Source organism: Butyrivibrio sp. (genome assembly GCF_015056685.1).
In the GTDB taxonomy this organism is placed as follows: Bacteria; Bacillota; Clostridia; order Lachnospirales; family Lachnospiraceae; genus Butyrivibrio.
On record NZ_SVFW01000041.1, the window covers coordinates 18,420 to 38,959 of the forward strand.

The 20,540-nt window shown below is 38.3% G+C and carries 17 protein-coding genes and 1 other annotated feature; of the genes, 2 read left to right on the forward strand and 15 right to left on the reverse strand.

Translation table 11 applies throughout. From position 1 onward, the window contains the following. A partial coding sequence (locus E7303_RS13605; protein ID WP_330601685.1) for a hypothetical protein occupies window positions 1–527 on the reverse strand: 527 nt, incomplete at its 3' end. A 319-nt stretch (window positions 528–846) separates the two neighbouring features. Between E7303_RS13605 and fsa the strand changes: the two genes are divergently transcribed. After that, entirely contained in the window at window positions 847–1,500 is a 654-nt protein-coding gene (gene fsa / locus E7303_RS13610; RefSeq protein ID WP_292145918.1) for a fructose-6-phosphate aldolase, read from the forward strand. A gap of 106 nt (window positions 1,501–1,606) precedes the next feature. On the opposite strand, the gene E7303_RS13615 is transcribed toward fsa, so the two are convergent. From E7303_RS13615 to tyrS, 14 genes are all read right to left on the reverse strand, one after another. Then, window positions 1,607–2,800 carry a hypothetical protein gene (locus E7303_RS13615; protein ID WP_292145919.1) on the reverse strand — a complete coding sequence of 398 codons (1,194 nt, stop codon included), beginning with the start codon at window positions 2,798–2,800 and terminating at the stop codon, window positions 1,607–1,609. Beyond that, window positions 2,775–3,392, reverse strand: coding sequence for a metallophosphoesterase (locus tag E7303_RS13620; RefSeq protein ID WP_292145920.1), 618 nt, complete (start codon window positions 3,390–3,392; stop codon window positions 2,775–2,777). Before E7303_RS13620 ends, E7303_RS13615 begins: the two co-directional genes overlap by 26 nt. Next, window positions 3,389–3,877 carry a ribonuclease HI gene (rnhA, locus tag E7303_RS13625; protein ID WP_074887328.1) on the reverse strand — a complete coding sequence of 163 codons (489 nt, stop codon included), beginning with the start codon at window positions 3,875–3,877 and terminating at the stop codon, window positions 3,389–3,391. Before rnhA ends, E7303_RS13620 begins: the two co-directional genes overlap by 4 nt. A gap of 30 nt (window positions 3,878–3,907) precedes the next feature. Next, the gene (locus E7303_RS13630) at window positions 3,908–5,581 is read right to left on the reverse strand and encodes a MutS-related protein (RefSeq protein WP_292145922.1); all 1,674 of its coding nucleotides are present in this window, start codon (window positions 5,579–5,581) and stop codon (window positions 3,908–3,910) included. A gap of 22 nt (window positions 5,582–5,603) precedes the next feature. Next, window positions 5,604–6,422 (reverse strand): purine-nucleoside phosphorylase, encoded by an 819-nt coding sequence (locus E7303_RS13635; protein ID WP_292145923.1) that lies wholly within the window; start codon window positions 6,420–6,422, stop codon window positions 5,604–5,606. Window positions 6,423–6,482: 60 nt separating this feature from the next. Continuing rightward, complete coding sequence (locus tag E7303_RS13640) at window positions 6,483–8,432, reverse strand: serine hydrolase domain-containing protein (protein ID WP_292145925.1); 1,950 nt, start codon at window positions 8,430–8,432, stop codon at window positions 6,483–6,485. A gap of 13 nt (window positions 8,433–8,445) precedes the next feature. Further along, a complete protein-coding gene (locus E7303_RS13645; protein ID WP_292145926.1) occupies window positions 8,446–10,332 on the reverse strand; it encodes a heavy metal translocating P-type ATPase in 1,887 nt (628 codons plus the stop codon). Between the two features lie 76 nt (window positions 10,333–10,408). After that, complete coding sequence (locus E7303_RS13650) at window positions 10,409–10,627, reverse strand: cation transporter (protein WP_022774529.1); 219 nt, start codon at window positions 10,625–10,627, stop codon at window positions 10,409–10,411. A 38-nt stretch (window positions 10,628–10,665) separates the two neighbouring features. Beyond that, window positions 10,666–11,025 (reverse strand): ArsR/SmtB family transcription factor, encoded by a 360-nt coding sequence (locus tag E7303_RS13655; protein WP_292145927.1) that lies wholly within the window; start codon window positions 11,023–11,025, stop codon window positions 10,666–10,668. Window positions 11,026–11,212: 187 nt separating this feature from the next. Further along, window positions 11,213–12,868: a bifunctional metallophosphatase/5'-nucleotidase gene (locus E7303_RS13660; RefSeq protein ID WP_292145928.1), complete on the reverse strand. Its 1,656-nt coding sequence runs from the start codon at window positions 12,866–12,868 to the stop codon at window positions 11,213–11,215. Between the two features lie 169 nt (window positions 12,869–13,037). Further along, window positions 13,038–13,538, reverse strand: coding sequence for a hypothetical protein (locus tag E7303_RS13665; RefSeq protein WP_292145929.1), 501 nt, complete (start codon window positions 13,536–13,538; stop codon window positions 13,038–13,040). A gap of 77 nt (window positions 13,539–13,615) precedes the next feature. After that, window positions 13,616–13,999 (reverse strand): hypothetical protein, encoded by a 384-nt coding sequence (locus E7303_RS13670; protein WP_292145931.1) that lies wholly within the window; start codon window positions 13,997–13,999, stop codon window positions 13,616–13,618. Between the two features lie 2 nt (window positions 14,000–14,001). After that, a complete protein-coding gene (locus E7303_RS13675; RefSeq protein ID WP_292145932.1) occupies window positions 14,002–15,828 on the reverse strand; it encodes a glycoside hydrolase family 27 protein in 1,827 nt (608 codons plus the stop codon). A 60-nt stretch (window positions 15,829–15,888) separates the two neighbouring features. Beyond that, window positions 15,889–17,109, reverse strand: coding sequence for a tyrosine--tRNA ligase (gene tyrS, locus E7303_RS13680; protein ID WP_292145933.1), 1,221 nt, complete (start codon window positions 17,107–17,109; stop codon window positions 15,889–15,891). Window positions 17,110–17,262: 153 nt separating this feature from the next. Continuing rightward, window positions 17,263–17,526 (reverse strand) — a binding site (T-box leader). Window positions 17,527–17,652: 126 nt separating this feature from the next. On the opposite strand from tyrS, the gene E7303_RS13685 reads away from it, so the two are divergent. Further along, on the forward strand, window positions 17,653–19,386 hold the full coding sequence (locus tag E7303_RS13685) for a sensor domain-containing diguanylate cyclase (protein ID WP_292145934.1): 1,734 nt from the start codon (window positions 17,653–17,655) through the stop codon (window positions 19,384–19,386). Window positions 19,387–20,540 lie beyond the last annotated feature (1,154 nt).

The window sequence follows — 20,540 nt, forward strand, 5'->3', positions numbered from 1 at the left end:
TCCGGCAAGGAATAATCATTTGGTTCAAAAACAAACTCAACATCATTTTCCTTGATTGAAATAAAATTGGTAGTTTCGTCATCGTCGTTTATCTCTTCTGTAGATCCTTCTGTTGAATCATCTGTTATTTCTTCTGTAGATTCTTCTTTATCCTTAGATATTTCTTCAGTTTTGTCTTCAGATTTCTCCTCGGTTTCATCTTTGGATTCTTCTTCAGATTTCTCCTCAGTTTTATCTTTGGATTCTTCTTCAGTTTCTTCTTTAATTATCTCAGATTCCTCTTTAGTGTCCTCCTTAGTTTCTACTTCAGATTCTTCTTCAGTTTTGATATCGTTTTTCTCCTCTGTTTTTAGCTCAGAATCTTCTTCTAATCTATCTTCAGTTTTATCTTCGGAAACGTCATCATCTTCAATATCTTCAATTTTTAATACTTCATTTGTTTCCTCTGCATAAGTAACTACATTACTTCCAAGTATACTAAAACTCAAAAAAAGGCATAAACATGCCTTCATCACTCTATTCTTCATAAAACAGTGCACCCCTTTATTTATCACTCATCAATCAGATGAATTAAATTGCATACTATTTATTACCATTATGGAAACTTATATTGAAAAATCAGTGTTTGAATTGTGTAAATTGTGTGAAACAATTCGTTGTATCGTCCACAATTTGGCATTCAAAGTCTTATGCAACGCTTCAAACATGTTATTTTTAAAGCCCATACATATCACCTAAGCACAAAATGATAGAAAATGAGCAATAATAAGACATTTTTATATAACAAATCGTGATAGAATAGTTTAGGTGTATAAAAACTATTTTATTTTTGAAGGAGTTACAGGTATGAAATTCTTTATTGACACAGCAAACATTGAAGAAATCAAAAAAGCTAATGACATGGGGGTTATTTGTGGTGTTACTACTAACCCTTCACTTATAGCAAAAGAAGGTCGCGATGTATATGAAGTTGTAAAAGAGATTGCTTCTATCGTTGACGGACCTATTAGCGGAGAAGTTAAGGCAACAACTACAGATGCTGAAGGCATGATCGCAGAAGGCAGAGAAATTGCAAAGCTTCACAAAAACATGGTTGTTAAGATCCCTATGACTGTTGAAGGTCTTAAGGCATGCAAGGTTCTTTCAAGCGAAGGAATAAAGGTAAACATGACTCTTATCTTCACAGCTAACCAGGCTCTTCTTTGCGCAAGAGCAGGCGCTGCATACGTAAGCCCATTCCTCGGAAGACTTGATGACATCAGCGTTCGTGGAACAGACCTCATTTCAGAAGTTGCAGAGATTTTCAACATCCACAACATTCAGACAGAGATCATCGCTGCTTCTATCCGTCATCCTATGCATGTAACAGACTGCGCTCTTGCAGGTGCTGACATTGCAACAGTTCCTTACAAGGTTATCGAGCAGATGACTCATCATCCTCTTACAGATGCAGGTATCGAGAAGTTCCAGAAAGACTACCTTGCAGTATTTGGCGAGTGATCATTTCAAATAATATGTATTAAAAAAGTCCGCACACCGGCATTATGGTGTGTGGACTTTTTTTATATTCTCCAAAGCACTAAATATAAGAATTTAAAATTCAAAACTACCATTTATATAAATTTAAAGTATACCCTGCATCATTGGAAAACATTGTATCTTTTTTGGATTGCAGATGGCCCTCTTCATGAATTTCCTTCTCTCTTTGCGAAGAAGTTACCAGCTTTGTCCAGTTATCATCATACTTTTTTGTCTCATATTTTGCAGAGTAAACAGCGCCATTAGTCAAAATCTTCTTTACTTTCACCTTTTTATAAGGCGCATCGGCCAGATATATATCATAGGGCTCATCACCGTTTACATGTATGGAACATATCTGTCCCGGATCAGTACTCGAAAAGATCACTCTGAAATCTCTATTAGCCGGATAGTAATCAGATTCCAAAAGCTCATAATCGTCAACTGATCGAACATAGGAATAATGCTGAGAAAACTCATTAAAATACTCAATTTTCACCTTATCATCGAAAACAATTGATTCCTTTTTATATATTTCTGCAGAAATATCCATGTACCCATCATCACCGAAGCCTAAAACATTCACTTCCATATATCCATCAGGACAATAGACCATCGAACTATCACTATCTTTAAAATTCGTTGCATATTCCTTAAGAGATATGATTTCCGAAAGATCTTCACAGGATTTTTCAGTAATGATGTAACATCCATCAATTTCTCCACAATAAGGATATTCTGAATAAATGTAATTATCTACATTTGCCTTTGTATATTCAGCAGGAAATGCCTTTACATGATAATCTGTACTACCTGAATTTTTCTTGGAAAAAGAGCCACTGTTTCTAAGATAGCTTGTAGTCTGAAGTTCATAGTATGGATCATAGTCTACGACAAGCTTTTCAGAGTCAGACAGCTCAAGACTATTTCTAAACAGATCTTCAAAACAGCTGTTTGCGTAAGGCAAGAGCTCATCTGTATATACTTTTCCATCATCATTATTCACATATAAGTTGTGAGACTTAAACTTATAAAAGTACTTCCCTCTGCAAACATTAAGCAGAGGGTTCTTTGATGTAAAACTAAAGACTGATATATGATCGATATCATAAAGAAAAGCAAAAGCCTTATGAGTAATAAGATAGCTCGCCCCATTTACCCAGGCTTTTGCATCAACTATCAAAACATCTGCAGAATTATATCCCGGCAGACAACCTGTAAGACAACACACTATAGCAAAAGAAGCTATAATGCAGTTAAATTTGTTTCTCCCCTTTTTCATACCTGATCCATTCTGTCAAAGTTAATGGTGTGTAATCGGATCTTTTGCAAAAACAATTGATCATGTTACAGGGAATGAACCCTTCTGTTTCACTCCCAATAGGAACATAAGATGTATTTCTGATCATCTCTATGATCCTCTGCATGAGCATTTCATCTCTCGTTTCATGCACATGGCCATACATCATGTAAGTCTTTGGATCCCCGTTGTGACGTTTTCTGTACTGACCTTCATAAAATGGCATTGGATAATGACAACAGATTACTTTCTTTTGAGAATCTGTAATCTCTCTGTAATTATCTATCCATTCAAATCTCCCCAAGTCAAAGTCGGGTTTTCCAATATATTTATCATGGTTCCCAACAATAAGGCAAAGCTTTCCTTTTAGCCTGTGAATAAGTTCATTGGTCTCCTGAACATTTCCAAGTGATAAATCGCCTAAAATAACAACAGTGTCAGCATTTGTAACCTTGTCATTCCATTTTTTTATCATGTATTCATTCATTTCGGTTACATCTGCAAAGCCACGCTTGTCCATCTTGGTATTGAGCGCAGCGTGATAAAAATGGCAATCTGCAATATAGTAAATCATCTAAGGTCACCACCATCATCATGCCTCAAAAGCTCTTTTGGCTGGTCTGCAGCTGTGGTTGCAAGCTCATCACATCTCTCATTCTCCGGATGTCCATTATGCCCTTTAACCCAGTTCCAGGTTATATTGTGAGGCTTTGTTGCCTCTAGAAGTCTCTTCCATAGTTCCACATTTTTAACCGGTTTATTACCGGAAGTTTTCCAGCCTTTTTTAATCCAGTTATCAAGCCAATGATCAGTAAATGGCTTAAGTACGTACTGTGAATCCGAAGTAACAACTACATCACAGGGTCTATTAAGGCATTCAAGTCCTGATATTACGCCCAAAAGTTCCATTCGATTATTTGTGGTCTTGTCAAATCCGGCGCTGAGCTCTTTTACATGGATAGCGCCTTTGGTATCTACGTACCTTAGTATTGTTCCAAATCCTCCGGGTCCATCCGGGTTTCCCCTGGCAGACCCATCTGAATATAATTCAACTTTCAATTTATTACCTCTAAATTCAAAAAAATAAAATCAGTTCCAGTTTCCTGTAGCTAAAAACTTATCAGCAAGAGCCTGTGCATTATCAACGATTGCCTCATCGTAGCCCAAAACTCCAAGGAGTTTAATGGCATTTCTGTTTGTGGCAGGTCCTGATTTCATCTTGTAATCAAAATGGACATCATTGTCAGTTACATTGCCCTCAAAATGATAAATGCCAAGGCTGTCCTTCAATAAAGATGTAAGCTCTATATCATGAGTAGCTGCAAAGCAGGTCACATTTCTTTTTACAAAAGTTTTCAGGATCTCAGTTGACGCTGCAATTCTTTCAATTGTATTAGTTCCCCTGAGTACCTCATCTACAAAGCAAAGCACTCTATTACCGGACTTTGCTGCAGCATCAAGAATTCTCTTGATCGATTTTATCTCTACAATATAGTAGCTGTCGCCCTCAAAAATGTTGTCATTAAGCGCCATGGATGAATAAACCTCAAAAAGAGGAGCCTTATACTCTTTTCCGAGAACTGTATGTATGGACTGAGCCAAAACAGTGTTTATAGCGCAGGTTTTAAGGAATGTGGACTTACCGGAGGCATTTGAGCCCGTAATAAGTATTCCTTCCTTGGTGGTTATATCATTGGCTACAGCATTTTGAATGAGCGGATGGATCAGCTCTTTTGCATCAAAGAGGTCACCCTCAAATTCAGGAATGCAAAAGCTGCCTTTAAAAGACTCTCTAAAGCAGGCAATTGATATGTATGCCTCAATCCTTCCTGTAATAGTAAGGATCGTATCAAGATCATCTCTGTGAAGGCTTATCTCTTTGTACATCTGATTGAACTTAATAAGATCAATATGTGTAGCGATCCTGATATAATCAAGAATAAGCTCGGCCGGGTTGCCGCCTGAATTCATCCTGCTCTGTGACATGAGGATATATGAGCCTTTTGAAAAGCCCTTTAATCCTGAAGCCGCTTTTTTGAGCGCCAAGAAGTCATCCTCAAGTTCAGGAATATTCACCTTTTCAAAAAATGATACTGATCTGATAACTCTTAAAATATACCTGTAAGAAGCAAGATATGGCTCAATATCACCTTTTACGGCAAAATATCTAATTAGATTTATAACTACAAGTATCACAAAAGCTACAAATCCAATAGAAAAATTGAAAAAACAGACACATATAGAGAGCGCCATCAGAACAAGCATCAAATAATGCTCTCTATTGCTGAATTTACCGGCATCTTTGAGATAATCAATGTAATCATAAATTGAATACCTTATGTTTCTGCCAATCTTAGAAAAAATAAGCTGAAGGCTGATCCTTGCATCTTCATTTTTCTGTAAAAAAGAAACCTTTTTTTCCAAAGAATCAAAATCATCATCAAGAAGAGGTGTCCTTAGCATATGGTAAAGGTACTCCTCTCCTGTAGCGCTAAGGCAGTAATTCATCCTGGCAAATACGCCATCCATATTAAGGTCATTCCAGGTAGTATCATCAATCTGATAATCTGCTGAATGATTTTTATAATACCCTTGCAGATGATCAAGGTCATCTTGTTTGTAGTTTCGTTTTGGTGCTTCTCCAAAGTTCTTTTTTAATCTGGTTAATAGAGTTTTTTCAGCTCTTTTACTGTCTCTAAGTCCTAGCAGATAAGCGATCAAAGATATGCCTACAAGGACAGATAAAAAAATTATGCTCTCCATAGATGTAAGTTTTTCCTTTATATTACTTGAATTTCCTGATTGATTCTGTAACTAGTTTTGTAAATAAAGGAGCTGCCTTGTCAGCTGCTTCCTGAACTTCCTTGTGCGAAAGAGGATTCTCTGAAAGACCTGCAGCAAGATTGCTGATGCAGGATACTCCGCACACCTTAAGTCCCATATGATTAGCTGCGATTGCTTCATTGACAGTACTCATACCAACTGCCGATACTCCAAGTTTCTGAAGAAGTCTGATCTCTGCAGGTGATTCATATGAAGGACCTGTAAGCTGGCAATATACGCCCTCTTTAAGCTCTATGCCATTTTCTTTTGCTGTATTTCTGATGATTTCCTGAAGGTCCTTTTTGTAAACTTCAGACATATCAGGGAATCTTGCTCCGAGTTCATCAAGATTAGGTCCGATAAGCGGATTAGGAGCAAACATAGAAACATGATCTGTAATAAGCATCAGATCACCTGCATTAAAGCCTTCTCCAAGGCCGCCTGCAGCATTTGTAAGGAACAGGATCTTGGCACCAAGAAGTCCCATAAGTCTTGCTGGAAGAACAACATCATGAACGTCATATCCCTCATAAAAATGAACACGTCCCTTCATGCATACGATCTTAACATCTCCAAGATAGCCAAAAATAAACTTTCCTGCATGGCCAGGAACTGTAGAAACAGGGAATCCCGGTATATCTTTATATTCAATCTCTGTTTCAATCTTTATATTATCTGCAAATCCGCCAAGTCCAGAACCAAGTACAAGTGCTACATCCGGAACAAAATCTGTCTTCTTTCTAACTGCTTCTTTGCAGGCAAGTAATTTTTCATAACTCATAGTTTTGTCACCTCTTACTTTCTTTTTCAAACACTAGATAAAGTATAGCATATAACGCCTTTATTCGGTATCAGGTAAAAAGCTGCACAAGGTCCCCTTAACAACGGGCTGCATTGTTGTCTTTACGGCCTCATTGAGGATTCCCTTCATACCACCCTTTAAAAATCTGCTGTAGATCATGCCTGTCATACCACCAAAGGTATCAGGCGCAAGATTATCAAGAGTTGTCATAAGCATATCCGTGCCCGGAATCTCATGAAATCTTATCTCAATAGAGCCCGGAACTGATGGATGTATAAAGGTTCCCTTCCTGTCCACTCTGTCCACAGCATCATCTTCAAAGTAAATATTCATTACTCTGGTGCAGGCTTCCTCAAGAAAATAGATCTCATTCCTAAGAACCAGCCTGTTATATTCATCTCTTTTACATGCAGAAGAAAGCGATACGATATACTTCTCACCATGCATGTTAATTACACTTTTATATCTGCGACCACAAAATCCGCACCTTAAGCTAAATATGGTTTCACCCTCATAAACTTCAATATAAAAAGAATTATTGCATCCCTTCCTGAAACCAATCTTATGGATACCATCAGTAAAATTGTTGTGAACTATCTGCATCATCAAAGGAAACAGACCAATACCTTTGATATCAAGGTCATAGGTTTTCCCATCAAGCTTTGAAAGCCATCTGTCTATCAGTATATTTTCGCTTACATTGTTATAGGAATAAAGAGATGGCTTAAATGCTCCCCTCTTTGAATTCACCAAAACTTCAGTCTTTTTAGGGCGGCCCTTTGTCATAGCGATACTTTTTCTCTTGTAGCCACCATTTAAGATCTGCGGAAAATCTACCGTTCTTCCGCTGACTGATCTGCAAATTGCCTTAAGCTCTGACAAAGCTGCAAAGTTTTCCGGAAGCGAATGATCAGAAACATCAGTAAGTTCTTTCATACAGTTTCTAATTTTAACGGCCATGAGACTTGTCTGGAAAACATCGCTGTTTCCGGCATTAGTCACAACAACCATATCAAGATCAGGATATACAAATACGTTCTGCCCAAGCATTCCGTTAAAGGCATAGGAACCTGGTCTGTCATCATTTATCCAGAGCTGATATCCATAGTGTTCATTGTCATCTTTGCCTGTTTCAATCTGCCAGGCCGTGGACCTTTCCACCCACTTTTCAGGAATTATCTGCTGGCCGTTCCACTTACCCTTTTGAAGATACATAACTCCGAGTTTTGCCATATCTTCAGTTCGCATAAAAAGGCCCCAGCCACCTTTTGTTATGCTTTGAGGACAGCTTTCCCAATAAACTCTCTTTATGCCCATAGGCTCAAATATTCTTTCCTTACAGAAATCAAAAAGAGATTTACCTGTAATCTCGGTTACTATAGCCGACAGCATATAGGTATTCATGCTATTGTATTCAAAAGAAGTTCCCGGCTCGAATTTAAACCCAGAGTTCAAAAACTCTTTTCTCCAGTCATTGCCACTAATAGAACCGGCCTCATTAAATTCAACTCCGCTGGACATATTAAGGAGATTTTCTACAGTTACATTCTTTTTAAGGAATCCAAGAGGTCCCATCCTTGTGCTGAATATATCATTGAGTTTATCGTCAGTACTTAGCTTTCCATCTTCAACCAAAAGACCTATCGCCATTCCAACAATACTCTTGCACATGGAATATGAAACATGCCAGATATCCATCTCATAGGGTTCAAAGGCACATTCTGCAACAACAAAGCCGTGCCTTACGAACATGAGCTTATGCATATTACACTCTTTGTTCTCAGATAGGAATCTTATAAGTTCCGTAAAAAAAGCAGAACTTAAACCTTGAGATTCTGGTGTTTTTCTTACAAGGAACTGTTCACCCAAAACCGATGAATTTATGAATTCCGGTTTTTGAGGAGCATAATCAACCTTGCTGATCTCCCCGGTTTCCCTGGTCATCAGCTTCACTAGAAGTTCTCCAACGTCAAGTCCTGCTCTCGCCATATATTTAATTACCTCACTTATCTATTTTCATAGCCCTCATAGAGTTGAGGATTGCAAGCACTGCAACACCTACATCTCCAAAAACAGCCAGCCACATGGAAGCAATTCCAAGGGCTCCAAGGATAAGTATCAATACCTTTACAAACAAAGCAAAAACAATGTTTTCTTTTACAATTCTGATGGTCTTACGTGCAATCTTAATGATTGATGATATCTTACGGATATCATCATCCATAATAACAATATCAGCCGCTTCAATCGCTGCATCGCTTCCAAGAGAGCCCATGGCTATTCCTACATCTGCTCTCATCAGAACCGGAGCGTCATTGATACCATCTCCAACGAAGGCTAAATTACTTTTATTATCCGCTTCATCAAGCATTTTTTCAACCCTGTCGACCTTGTCTGCAGGCAAAAGCTCTGAGTGTATCTCATCAATTCCAACCTGGGCAGCAACATAATCAGCTGTATATTTTCTGTCTCCGGTCAGCATGATCGTTTTCTTGACTCCGACCTTCTTCATGGCCTTGATAGCTTCTTTTGCCTCAGGCTTAATTACATCAGATATTACAATAGAACCAATGAACTTTCCTCCAAGAGAGGCATATACAACAGTTCCGTACTCATTTGGAGCCATAAATGGGATATTTTTTTCTTCTAAAAGCTTTGCATTTCCAAGAAGCAGCTCTTTTCCTTCATAAACTGCTGATATTCCATGTCCTGCAATTTCTTTTGCATTGGCATTTGATGCATCAATTGCAGCATCTGAAAACTTCTCTTTATATGCAGCAAGGATTGACTTGGCGATTGGATGATTAGAAACGCTCTCACCAATTGCAGCTATCTTTAAAAGTTCATCAGCTGTTACTCCGTTAAAGGGATTAACGCTTGCAACCTTGAATTCTCCAAGTGTCAGAGTTCCTGTCTTATCAAAAACAACTCTGTCAATAAGTGAAGCAGCTTCAAGGAAATTGCTTCCCTTAACAAGAACGCCGATCTTAGAAGCTGCACCAATTCCTCCAAAAAATCCAAGAGGAACAGAAATAACAAGAGCACATGGACATGAAACAATAAGGAATACGCAGGCTCTTCTTATGCTGTCTGAAAAAGCCATCTGTCCGAGAATAGGCGGAAGAATTGCAAGAATCACTGCACCTATTGTTACTACAGGCGTATAGTAACGTGCAAACCTTGTAATAAAGTTCTCCATTCTGGACTTTTTATTACTTGCGTTCTCAACAAGCTCTAAGATTTTGGCAACTGTTGAATCTTCGTAAACCTTTGTTGCCTGAACTTTAAGTACACCCTCGCCGTTAACGCAGCCGCTTATGATCTCGTCACCCTTAACGACTTTCCTTGGAACTGATTCGCCGGTAAGTGCAGCCGTATCAATAAAGGATTCACCTTCAAGGACAGTAGCATCAACAGGGATCTTTTCACCTGCTTTTATAAGGAGTGTATCTCCAACACTAACTTCTTCCGGATCAACTTCATCAGTCTGTCCATCTTCCCTGATGATCACAGCATACTCAGGTGCAATGCTCATCATATCTGAGATAGACTGTCTTGATTTTCCAACAGCAACACTCTGGAAGAGCTCGCCTACCTGGTAAAAAAGCATAACTGCCAATGCTTCTGAATACTCTCTGATTCCAAATGCACCAAATGTTGCTATCATCATAAGGAAATTCTCATCAAAAACCTGGCCATGACTGATATTTATAAAGGCTTTTCTGATAACATCATATCCGATGATTATATATGGAATCAGATAAACAAAAAATATGATTATTTCAGGAATGTTATCCAAAAGTCCTGTCTTATCAGCAATAAGCAATATAATAAAAAGTGCAAGCACTATCAGTATTCTGTTTCTTGTCTTCTTTTGTTTTTTTGTCATAATCACTACCTGCCATTTCTAAAGAAAAACTCTTATTAAAAAAAATGGAGCCATATTGCTATGACTCCTTATACCCTTAAGCGGTCTCAATCTCACAATCAGGCTCAACCTTCTTACAGGCTTTGATTGCTTCATCAAGAACCTTTTCATATACATCATCTGCAGCTTCAAGCATGAATTTCTGAGTCATAAAATTAACTCTGGCATTTACTACTCCATCAATCTTTTTTACTGCGTCTTCCATTTTTGCTGCGCAGTTTGCGCAATCAACTTCACACTTATATGTTTTCTTCATAATTTAACCCCTTTCGCCATCTGGCTTATTATTTTCGATTATTCCTCAATATGATTAAGTCCCTGATCGATAATTGTTCTCACATGATCATCGGCAAGAAAATATATAACTGACTTACCTTCACGTCTGTTTCCAACGAGCTTACTCTGTTTAAGAATCCTAAGCTGATGGGATATGGCAGATTGTGTCATATTAAGAGTATCTGCAATATCACAAACGCACATCTCTTCTTCAAACAAGGCAAACAATATCTTTATTCTGGTAGAATCGCCAAAAACCTTAAAAAGCTCAGCCAGATCATATAATTCATCCTCGTCCGGCATATCTCTTTTTGCTTTATTAGTAACATGAATATGTACATGGTGTTCTTCACAACACTCTACATCTGTAACTGCCACAAAGCGCCTCCTTTCGAATATCTATAGCAAAAAAATAATCTTAAATTTGATGAACATATGAATAATTATTCATATGTTTAATATAAAACCTCTTCCTTCATTTGTCAACTCATACAAACTATTTTCTCATAAAAAACTCCGCCAGCCTTTTAAAAAGCTGACGGAGTAATGATCTTTAATATAAAACTTATTTAATTATTGTAATATCACCTCTTGGAGAAGCATATGAACTTCCGATAACACCATGAAGCTCAGTCTTGATATAATCAATAAGTGCCTCATCAACCGGAATTCCAGTATCAAAGCTTGTTCCTGAACTACTGAAGCAATAATATGTATCTCCACCTACAGAAATGAAGTTGTTTGTTACAACAGCATATGTATCTGTCTTAGAGAATGGCTGTCCATTTATGCTCTCAATTGTTACTCTGTTTATACTGCTTGGCTTGTGATAAGTTGAGCCTGGATAAATAGGACCTGCTGCAAAGGCCCTTGTTGTATTGATCGTAAATTTAATTCCACTAGTCTGAGGGAAACCTCCAACAGGCTCTGGTGTGCAGAACGTTGAAGCTTCTAACGCTTCAAGGAGCTGTTCTCCTGTAACATATACTACAGTTACTGTATTTCCAAACGGAAGAACTGCATTTACATCTTTCTTTGAAACATTGCCGGCACTAATAGGAGCTCTTAAACCACCACCATTTGTAAGTGCGATGACGTGAGAAGAATCAACTGATACTGAACCTTCATTCTTAAGAATTGTCCAAAGGATAGCATCTGATACAAGATTTCCCATGTTTGTTTCTTCTGTTCTGTTGCCTGGTGCCTTATTACCGTTGAGATCAACTTCACTCTTTGCAAATGCTACATTGTACTCATTATCAATTTTCTTAATGATATCTGTTGCAACTGCATTTGTAACTACTTCCGGCTGAAGTTTGTCATAGTTAAGAAGATAACTGTCTTCTACAGACTTACTTGCATTGTCTATCATAACAACACCAAGAGTCTGGAGTTTTGTACCTGTAGATGTAACAGGATCAACAGTGTTTGCTGCCGACATTACTGTATGCGAGTGACCATCGATAACAACATCAATACCCTTTGTCTTTTCATAGAAAATATCACTGCTATTGCCTTCTCTTGCAGCTTCCAGATCAACGCCAAGATGTGTAAGACATATAACAAGGTCTGCCCCCTGTGCCTTGAGCTCATTTACCTGAGCCTCCCCACATGCATAGAGCGCATCCTTTGAAAGGAATGTAAGCCCCTTTACATAAACAGGATTTGACTTAGTCTGTGTCTCAGGAGTAACTACTCCAAAGAAGCCAAGTTTCATACCTGACTTAGTAGTATACATTGCATTTGGTACGAAGATTGAATTGCCATTTTCATCCAATACATTGGCACAGATAGTCTTAAACTTAGCAATCTTTATATCTGCCTTAAGTTGATCTAAGCCATAGTCAAACTCGTGGTTTCCTATTGTAGCAAAATCATAACCGGCAGCATTCATAACAGTAATAGCATCTGCGCCTTTTGACATATTGACATAAGGCGTTCCCTGTATATAATCTCCGGCATCAACAAGGAGAACTTCTGCCCCTCTTTTTTGGAAATTTTCCTTAACAGATGCAATATAAGGATAACGTCCAACTGCTCCATGTACATCATTAGTGTGGAGAATAACTGTTTTGCCGGAAAGATCGGCAGGAACATCAGCAATTGATTTTACATCTGCAACCACATTTGTTGCATTTGAAGTAATTGCGGTTACATTTGCAGTAAGCACAAGTGCTAATGCGAGTAGAACTGAAATAGAACTTTTTAGAATACGTCTCATACATAACCCCCTTTTATATAATATTAAAGCAATTATTATTATACTATTTTTTGTTGGTCGACATATACTTTTATTTTCTTTTATATAATAAAAAAAGATCCAATCAGTTACACTGATTTGGATCTTTTTACACTTATTATGCTTATTGATGCTTTGTTAGTCTGAATTTTTAGATTTCATCTATACTGTCAACAATATATGCCTCATCAACAGTTGCAAATTTACCATTTTCAACGGTAAGTGAAAATACTGCATATGCAAAGGCTTCACCATTTTCTTCATCATACTGAGCTACAAAGATCTTTGTAGTACCATCCTGCATGATTGGAAGATTTGATGCGTAATAAACGCCATCTTCAGCATCTGTATCACAGATCTCTACATCATCAACATAAACGATCTCTTCACACCAGAGGTCTGTCCTGTATGGTGCAGATATATAAGCAATGCCATCTATTATGTTGCAGTTAATATCATTGTTGTATTCTGTGTATTCTTCTGTTGATGAAAACTCACCATTTGCATATTCAGATGAATAATTGTATTCCGTTGTACCCTCATCTGTAGTTGTTGTTACATTAAAGCTTGTTGTTGATGTTGACTCACTTGCGCAAGCTGTAAGAGATACTGCTAAAACAACACCTGCCATTAACAATCCAATTTTCTTCATAATTTTTTTCCTCCAAAATGTCATGTTTTTGATTACAGATATTTATACGAGGGAAAAAAATATGTGGCAAATATTTTTTAGATTAAAGAAAAAATAATTGAGATCTCATCTTCTGTAACGATATCATCTGCTCCTAAAACGAATACACCATTATCTTTTCTGGGCTTTATCAGACCTCTTATATAACACTGGGCAAGCGGATTGGCACAAACTTTGCAGTCATAAATATCAGGAAACGTTCCTGCATCGCCCCAATCAAGATCCTTTTCTTTCAGAACATTCTTGTAAAACTCATGGAGCACTCTTGCCATGGTATTCCTGCGAAGGGGCATTTTATAAATATCCCCACTGCTTTCAATTATTACGCATAAAAATGGACCAAGAGCTTCATAAGAAAGCTCCTGGTTATTTTTATTCTGATATAAATCTATGAGTTTATTTGTAAAGTCCTTACAATTCATAATTACTTCTCATCAGAAAGCGAAACAATAAAAGTGATATTATCAAAAGCCTTAAGGTTTGATACTTCAATACATCCATCCAAAATTGTAAATGTATCATCAGTGTAAACATCAAGAGCTTCCAATTTCTTTGCATTTTCAAATGCCTTGAAATATTCGCCCTTTTCGCTATCACTAAAAGCCTTTATTATATCTTTTACAGTAATCTTATAGGTATCTTTCTTATCTTTATCACTTAGATTGATAAAACTAACAGCAAATCTGTCTCCAAAAAGAGGCTTAACAAGAATATCTACTCTGTCATTGTCCCTTATGTACTCTTTTGAAGGATCTTCCACTGCAAGGCTCGAATAAACTCTTTTTGCCTGAATTCCAAGCTTATCCTGATTTAAAGAAATAAGCTTTTCATTGGAGATGATGTTATAAATCCAGTCTCCTTTACTTACTCTTCTAAGGTCAAGGCCCAGCATCAATGGAGAGTTCATCATGCACCACATAGCCATATGGGTCTTGCACTGGATTTCATTAAGACCATCCATGCCAATCATAAGCATATCAGGGTCATTCCATCCCTTTGAAAGGCCTGAAAATTCATCCATGATGACAGCCTTATTGTACTGTACAGCTACACCCGGTGTGTAATCGGAAGTCCAGTCACCGTGCCCCGGATCGCCATCACTTCCGACTCTGAAAGTGATATCATTTAAGATTCTCCAGGAATCACAAACCTTCTTGCCCCAATTTTGAGGCTGCGTCTTTCCCCACTCGCAGGCTGAATAATAGATATCCTTATCAGGAGCTAGCTTCTTCAGCTCTTTTAACAGGCGTCCATAAGAATTAAGCGTATTCTCCTGTCTTCTGTGGTTCATTATTCTTATTTTGTTTATGCCCTTGTGTAATCTGCAGATAACCCCTTCCTTTTCATCAGAGGATTTCGCTGACCAGACAAAAGAAACAGGGCTTTCGGTTTCTTTAAGGAAGCCATCAAATACCATTTCTCCTTCAGCCATGATCTGGAGCCAGCCTCCAACGCCTTCCTCTTTTCCGGTTGCATATTCTAAGAAGATAAGATACGCTCCATCACCAGGAACATCTACATCAAATACAAGTTCACTGCTCTGAAGTCCTACAGGTGTAGCATCAGGTCCCGTTCCATCAAAGGTCCCTATCTTTGTAACATAGTCTCCCTTTTCTACTTTTTCTGCCCTTCTTCCTGTTATAACTCCATCTTTAACAGCAGAGTATATCTTTTCAAAAGAGCCATCACTAGAGCAAACCTTAACTGCTCTTATATTTGGAGCAAAGGTGTATCTCGCATTTTCAGCATTTGAAAAAGTTGCATTATCAAAAGGATAATAGCAGTTATCAACCTTTAAAAAATCAACGCCCCACTCAATATAGCTTGCGGCATCCAGGGCTTCGTGCCCGCAGGTTCCAACCTGTGCACCTGCGCAAAGATTGGTTCCTATGTCATTGTACATTCCAAATTTAAGACCTTTTCCATGGATATAATCAGAAAGTGCCTTAAACCCGCTTGGAAACTTGACATCTTCATTGGAAAGCTTATCTTCAACTCTTTCAGTTTTATAGCACCCATCATCTAAAATAATGTACTCATAGCCAAGTTTATCAAGACCAAGCTCTATAAACTTATCAGCCATTATTTTAGTAAGAGCCTCCGTATTGCCACTTCCAAATGCATTCCAGCTATTCCACCCCATTGCCGGAAGCTTATTTTTTTGTTTTCCAAACATTACTTTGCCGTCATCAAAAGAGTCAAACCTTCCTGCTAACTCAATCTCATCCGGTCTTAAGTTTTCATACCCCATTTTTTACCTCTCCTAAAAAAAGCCGTAGTTTTTAATACTACGGCTTTTTGCTAGTTTATTTTAGAATGAAACCTTCTTAAAGGATTTCTTTCCTTTTCTTACCATAACTCCATCTGCAAAGAATGCCTTGTCATAAGTTGCCTTTACATCTGTAACCTTCTCATCTGCTACAGTTACGCCGCCCTGCTCAACAGCACGTCTAGCTTCACTTCTTGTAGCACAAAGGCCTGCAGAAACAAGAACCTGAAGGACATCGATGTTTCCATCTCTGAAGTCCTCTTCCTTAAGGCTTGTAGCAGGAACATTTGCAGCATCTCCGCCGCCTGCAAAAAGGGCTCTTGCTCCATCCTGTGCCTTCTGAGCTTCCTCTTTACCATGTACAAGTGCTGTAAGCTCAAATGCAAGGATTTCTTTCTTCTCATTGACTCTGCTAGGATCCCACTTTTCCATTTCAAGGATTTCCTCGATAGGAATAAATGTGAGCATCTTGATGCACTTATCAACATCAGCATCATCAACGTTTCTCCAGTACTGATAGAAATCGAATGGTGATGTCTTGTTAGGGTCAAGCCATACAGCGTTTCCGGCTGTCTTCCCCATCTTTTTACCCTGAGAATCAGTTAAAAGAGTGATTGTCATAGCGTGAGCATCCTGACCAAGCTTTCTGCGGATAAGCTCTGTACCACCAAGCATATTGCTCCACTGATCGTCTCCACCAAATTCCAGATTACAGTTGTATTTCTGGAACATGTAGTAGAAGTCGTATGACTGCATGATCATGTAGTTGAATTCAAGGAAGCTGAGTCCCTTTTCCATACGCTGCTTGTAGCACTCTGCACGAAGCATGTTGTTAACCGAAAAGCAAGCTCCAACCTCTCTTAAGAGCTCAATGTAGTTAAGGTTCATGAGCCAGTCAGCATTGTTTACCATTAAAGCCTTGCCGTCTGAGAAATCAATGAATTTCTCCATCTGACGCTTGAAACAGGCAGCATTGTGATCAATATCCTCTCTTGTAAGCATCTTTCTCATATCAGTTCTTCCTGAAGGATCACCGATCATTGTTGTACCGCCACCGATAAGAGCGATTGGCTTATTTCCAGCTTCCTGAAGTCTCTTCATAAGAGTAAGTGCCATGAAATGACCTGCTGTAAGTGAATCAGCTGTGCAGTCAAAGCCAATATAGAATGTTGCCTTACCATTGTTTACAAGGTCTCTGATATGCTCTTCGTCTGTAACCTGAGCAATAAGACCTCTTGCCTTAAGTTCCTCAAAAATCTGCATAATGCACCTCCAATAATAGTCATTGCGAAGAAAAATTGGGATTCTCACTAAACTCGAAAAAACCTCGTTAAGTGTTCACCCATGGCTCGCACTAGCTTCAAAAAAACTTCAGCAAGTGCTCTGCACAAAAAATCCTTCGCAACATAATTTGTTGCGAAGGACGAAATAATCCGTGTTACCACCTTCATTCACGCTATGCTCACGCAAAGCGCCTCAATAAGTACGATTCAAAAAAAGAATGATACTCTACCGATGTAACGGTCAGTCCCCGTCTGGAACTAATATCTCATGATAAAAAGAATTCGTCCCAGCAGCTCACGGAGGTATTCATCATCGCTCTTAACTTACGCTTCTCACCAACCAGCAATTCTCTGTCGTCAGATTTCGATTCTTACTTATTCCGGTCACAGCCTTTAATATTTAATTCTTAACAAATTTTAATAATTTAAAAATGTTATGTCAAGCGTTTATTTGTAGTTTTAATGATAGTTTTGTAGTAAAATAAGACCACATAATAAATTAGAATCATTGGGAGTAATGCAATTGAAACTATTTCAAACAACATTTAATCCAAGATTTATACCTAATATAAGAGAATGGGCGCAAAGCACCAGCCTTAGAGAACATGGAGCTATTATTCATATCTATGCTCCATATACTGATAAATCCATATACTATAAATTAGACAGAATCCAGAAAATCCTTAGTATAGAGTTACCGGGTGTTCCTATTGTCGGCTGTAGTGCTATAGGAGAAATCATTAATGGAAGCATAGATTACAACGAATGCGTTATCACGCTTACAGTATTTGATGATCCGTCTACCCAGGTTAAGGTTCTCTCTTTTTATGATCTCCACAAAGACTGTTCACAAGTTTTATTTGATATCATAAAAGATGTTCCTGACTTAAAGGGACTTGAGATCGTATGTGCAAACTCTGACGTGATGTTTGATAAGGCAAGTCATACGGCCGATTCTCTCCCTGATAACATTGAGGTATTCGGCGCCATTGCTGTAGGTGATGATGATAACAAGCCTTTTATATTTACTGATGACAATGAATACCATACAGAAGGCGTTTTTCTTGTTCTATACAGCGGAAAAGAGCTGCATATCCAGACAAACAGAATGTTTGGCTGGAAAGCTATTGGCTACCCTCTTCATGTAACAAGAGCAGAGGGAAACGTTGTATATGAGCTTGATGGAAAGCCTGCTTATGATGTTTACAGCCATTATCTCAACATAAAAAAAGGTCCAAACTTTTTCTATGATGCTCTGGAATTCCCATGGGAAGTTCAGGTCAATGAAGAAACTGTATACATCCGCCATGCCAAATCTGTAAATCCTGACGGATCGATCGTTATGTCTACTAATGTTCCTGTTGGAAGCAATATCCGTCTTACCTATGGAGATCCATTAAGAATAATGGAGCATACCAAGCAGGCAGGCCAGCTTATACGAGACTTTGCGCCACAGGCAATTACTATATATAACTGTTTCGGCAGAAAACTCTTCTGGGGCGAACAGGATAATATTGAGATCGTTGAGATCTCCAAGCATATGGATGCAGCCGGATTTAGTGCCCTTGGCGAAATAATGCGTTTTAAAGGAAAGACCATTTTAAATAATCTGTCCATAGTTACTGCTTCCATGCGTGAGGGAGAAAAACAGGAGCTAGACCGTGTAGAAGAAGGTCCAAACATGACTTCTTCAAGCATGCCTATCACTGCAAGGCTTGCTGTTTTTATCAATACTATTACTGAAGAACTTATGGAAAAAAACAGTCAGCTCAATGACATGCTTTATAAGGCTTCCCATGATGCTCTTACAGATTTGCTAAACCGCGGTGCTATCGAAAGACTTATCTATGAAACAGACAACTCCAAGGAATGGTTCCTTATCATGTTTGACATAGATAATTTCAAAAACATCAACGACACCTATGGACATATTGAAGGCGATAACGCCCTAAAGACTATTGCTTCATATATAAAAGATAAGATCATCTGTAATGAAGGTTTCGAATGTGGTCGCTGGGGCGGTGAAGAATTTATAATGCTCGTAACAGACCGCACTGCAGAATATGTAAAAACAAATGCTGAAGAAATGATCAAAAATGTAGATCGGCTCCTTGGCATAGACTATACTCTTACAATAAGCGCCGGCGCTACAAAGCATAAAGAAGACGAAACTGTTCTTCAAACCATTAGCCGCGTTGATGAACTTCTTTATAAAGCGAAAAACAATGGTAAGAACCAGCTTTACAGCGATTTATAAGTATTAAATCATTTCACAACATAGGATATTTTAACAGAATTTGATCAATAAGGTCTTGAGATTTCAGCTCTCAAGACCTTTTTCTTTTACTCTCAGATTCTTTTTGAGTTTTTTACCTGAATACCAAAATACCCTCTCTCTGTATATGCGTAAGTGACTTCTCTAACACTCTAAAAATTTTAGATTGCGGCTACGTACGCCACCATTGACTGAGCCTGAGGAAAACGCCTTGGTCTGCGAGCCGACGGTGAGGATGATGGGAACAGTAGTTAGATTCATGCACCGTCGGATTCAGCATTGTAGCGTTTACCTCAGAACCCGTCAATGGCAAGCACCTGCGGTGTGGCTGGGTGTTATTACCTCAGGCTCTGAATCCGAGAACAGTAGAGGGTGGCTATTTTTAAGGCTGAGTATGACTAAGAATAGTAGATGCGGATACTTCCTAGAATATGTAGGACTAAGAATTACAGGTACGGATACTTTCCAAAATGTATAGGGCTATATGCCCGTGGTTCTCGCTGTAGAAGAGCTGCAATTCTGTTTTGGGCATATAGCTTGTTTTTAATAGTTCGGCCACCTGTAATAAAACCGTTTTTGGGCTTATAGCCGGATATCAGGCTTGCAGCCACCCCTTACCATAGCTTTTATCGCAGGCCATTGGGCATATACAGTAATAATCCGTCCTCAGCCACCCTTTTAACGGGTGGCCAGAGGTTTGAAATCAGCCTATATGCCCATTTGAGGGGTGGCTGGAAGCTTTACAAAGCGCTATATGCCCAAAACGATATTTTTTCTATTATATGGATTGTTATACGGACAGAATGATTTTTATAACAGCGATTTTCTGAGATATAGGATAAAACATGAATTTCTATCGAAATCCACTTTGATAATACCTATCATGATCAGAAACATGACCTAAGTAAAAGAAAAATACAAAATAGGTCATGAATTTTGTTGTAGTTTAAGCATTATCACGATAAAAAATATGACCTAAATAAAAGAAAAATACAGAATAGGTCATGAATTTTGTAGTAGTTTAGTATTATCACGACAAAAAATATGACCTAAACAAAAGAAAAATGTACCGACCCCCAAAAGTTAGACCCAAAAATCTAACTTTTGGAGGTCGGTATTTTTATGTCTAAGTATTC

Bases quoted from the DNA above. Each gene is read 5' to 3' on its own strand.
- tyrS (WP_292145933.1), bottom strand. From the start codon at position 17,109: ATGCAGATTTTTGAGGAACTTAAGGCAAGAGGTCTTATTGCTCAGGTT.
- E7303_RS13650 (WP_022774529.1), bottom strand. From the start codon at position 10,627: ATGAAGAAAACATATAAGTGTGAAGTTGATTGCGCAAACTGCGCAGCA.
- E7303_RS13665 (WP_292145929.1), bottom strand. From the start codon at position 13,538: ATGAAGAAAATTGGATTGTTAATGGCAGGTGTTGTTTTAGCAGTATCT.
- fsa (WP_292145918.1), top strand. From the start codon at position 847: ATGAAATTCTTTATTGACACAGCAAACATTGAAGAAATCAAAAAAGCT.
- E7303_RS13645 (WP_292145926.1), bottom strand. From the start codon at position 10,332: ATGACAAAAAAACAAAAGAAGACAAGAAACAGAATACTGATAGTGCTT.
- E7303_RS13635 (WP_292145923.1), bottom strand. From the start codon at position 6,422: ATGAGTTATGAAAAATTACTTGCCTGCAAAGAAGCAGTTAGAAAGAAG.
- E7303_RS13675 (WP_292145932.1), bottom strand. From the start codon at position 15,828: ATGGGGTATGAAAACTTAAGACCGGATGAGATTGAGTTAGCAGGAAGG.
- E7303_RS13615 (WP_292145919.1), bottom strand. From the start codon at position 2,800: ATGAAAAAGGGGAGAAACAAATTTAACTGCATTATAGCTTCTTTTGCT.
- E7303_RS13630 (WP_292145922.1), bottom strand. From the start codon at position 5,581: ATGGAGAGCATAATTTTTTTATCTGTCCTTGTAGGCATATCTTTGATC.
- E7303_RS13640 (WP_292145925.1), bottom strand. From the start codon at position 8,432: ATGGCGAGAGCAGGACTTGACGTTGGAGAACTTCTAGTGAAGCTGATG.
- E7303_RS13620 (WP_292145920.1), bottom strand. From the start codon at position 3,392: ATGATTTACTATATTGCAGATTGCCATTTTTATCACGCTGCGCTCAAT.
- E7303_RS13670 (WP_292145931.1), bottom strand. From the start codon at position 13,999: ATGAATTGTAAGGACTTTACAAATAAACTCATAGATTTATATCAGAAT.
- E7303_RS13660 (WP_292145928.1), bottom strand. From the start codon at position 12,868: ATGAGACGTATTCTAAAAAGTTCTATTTCAGTTCTACTCGCATTAGCA.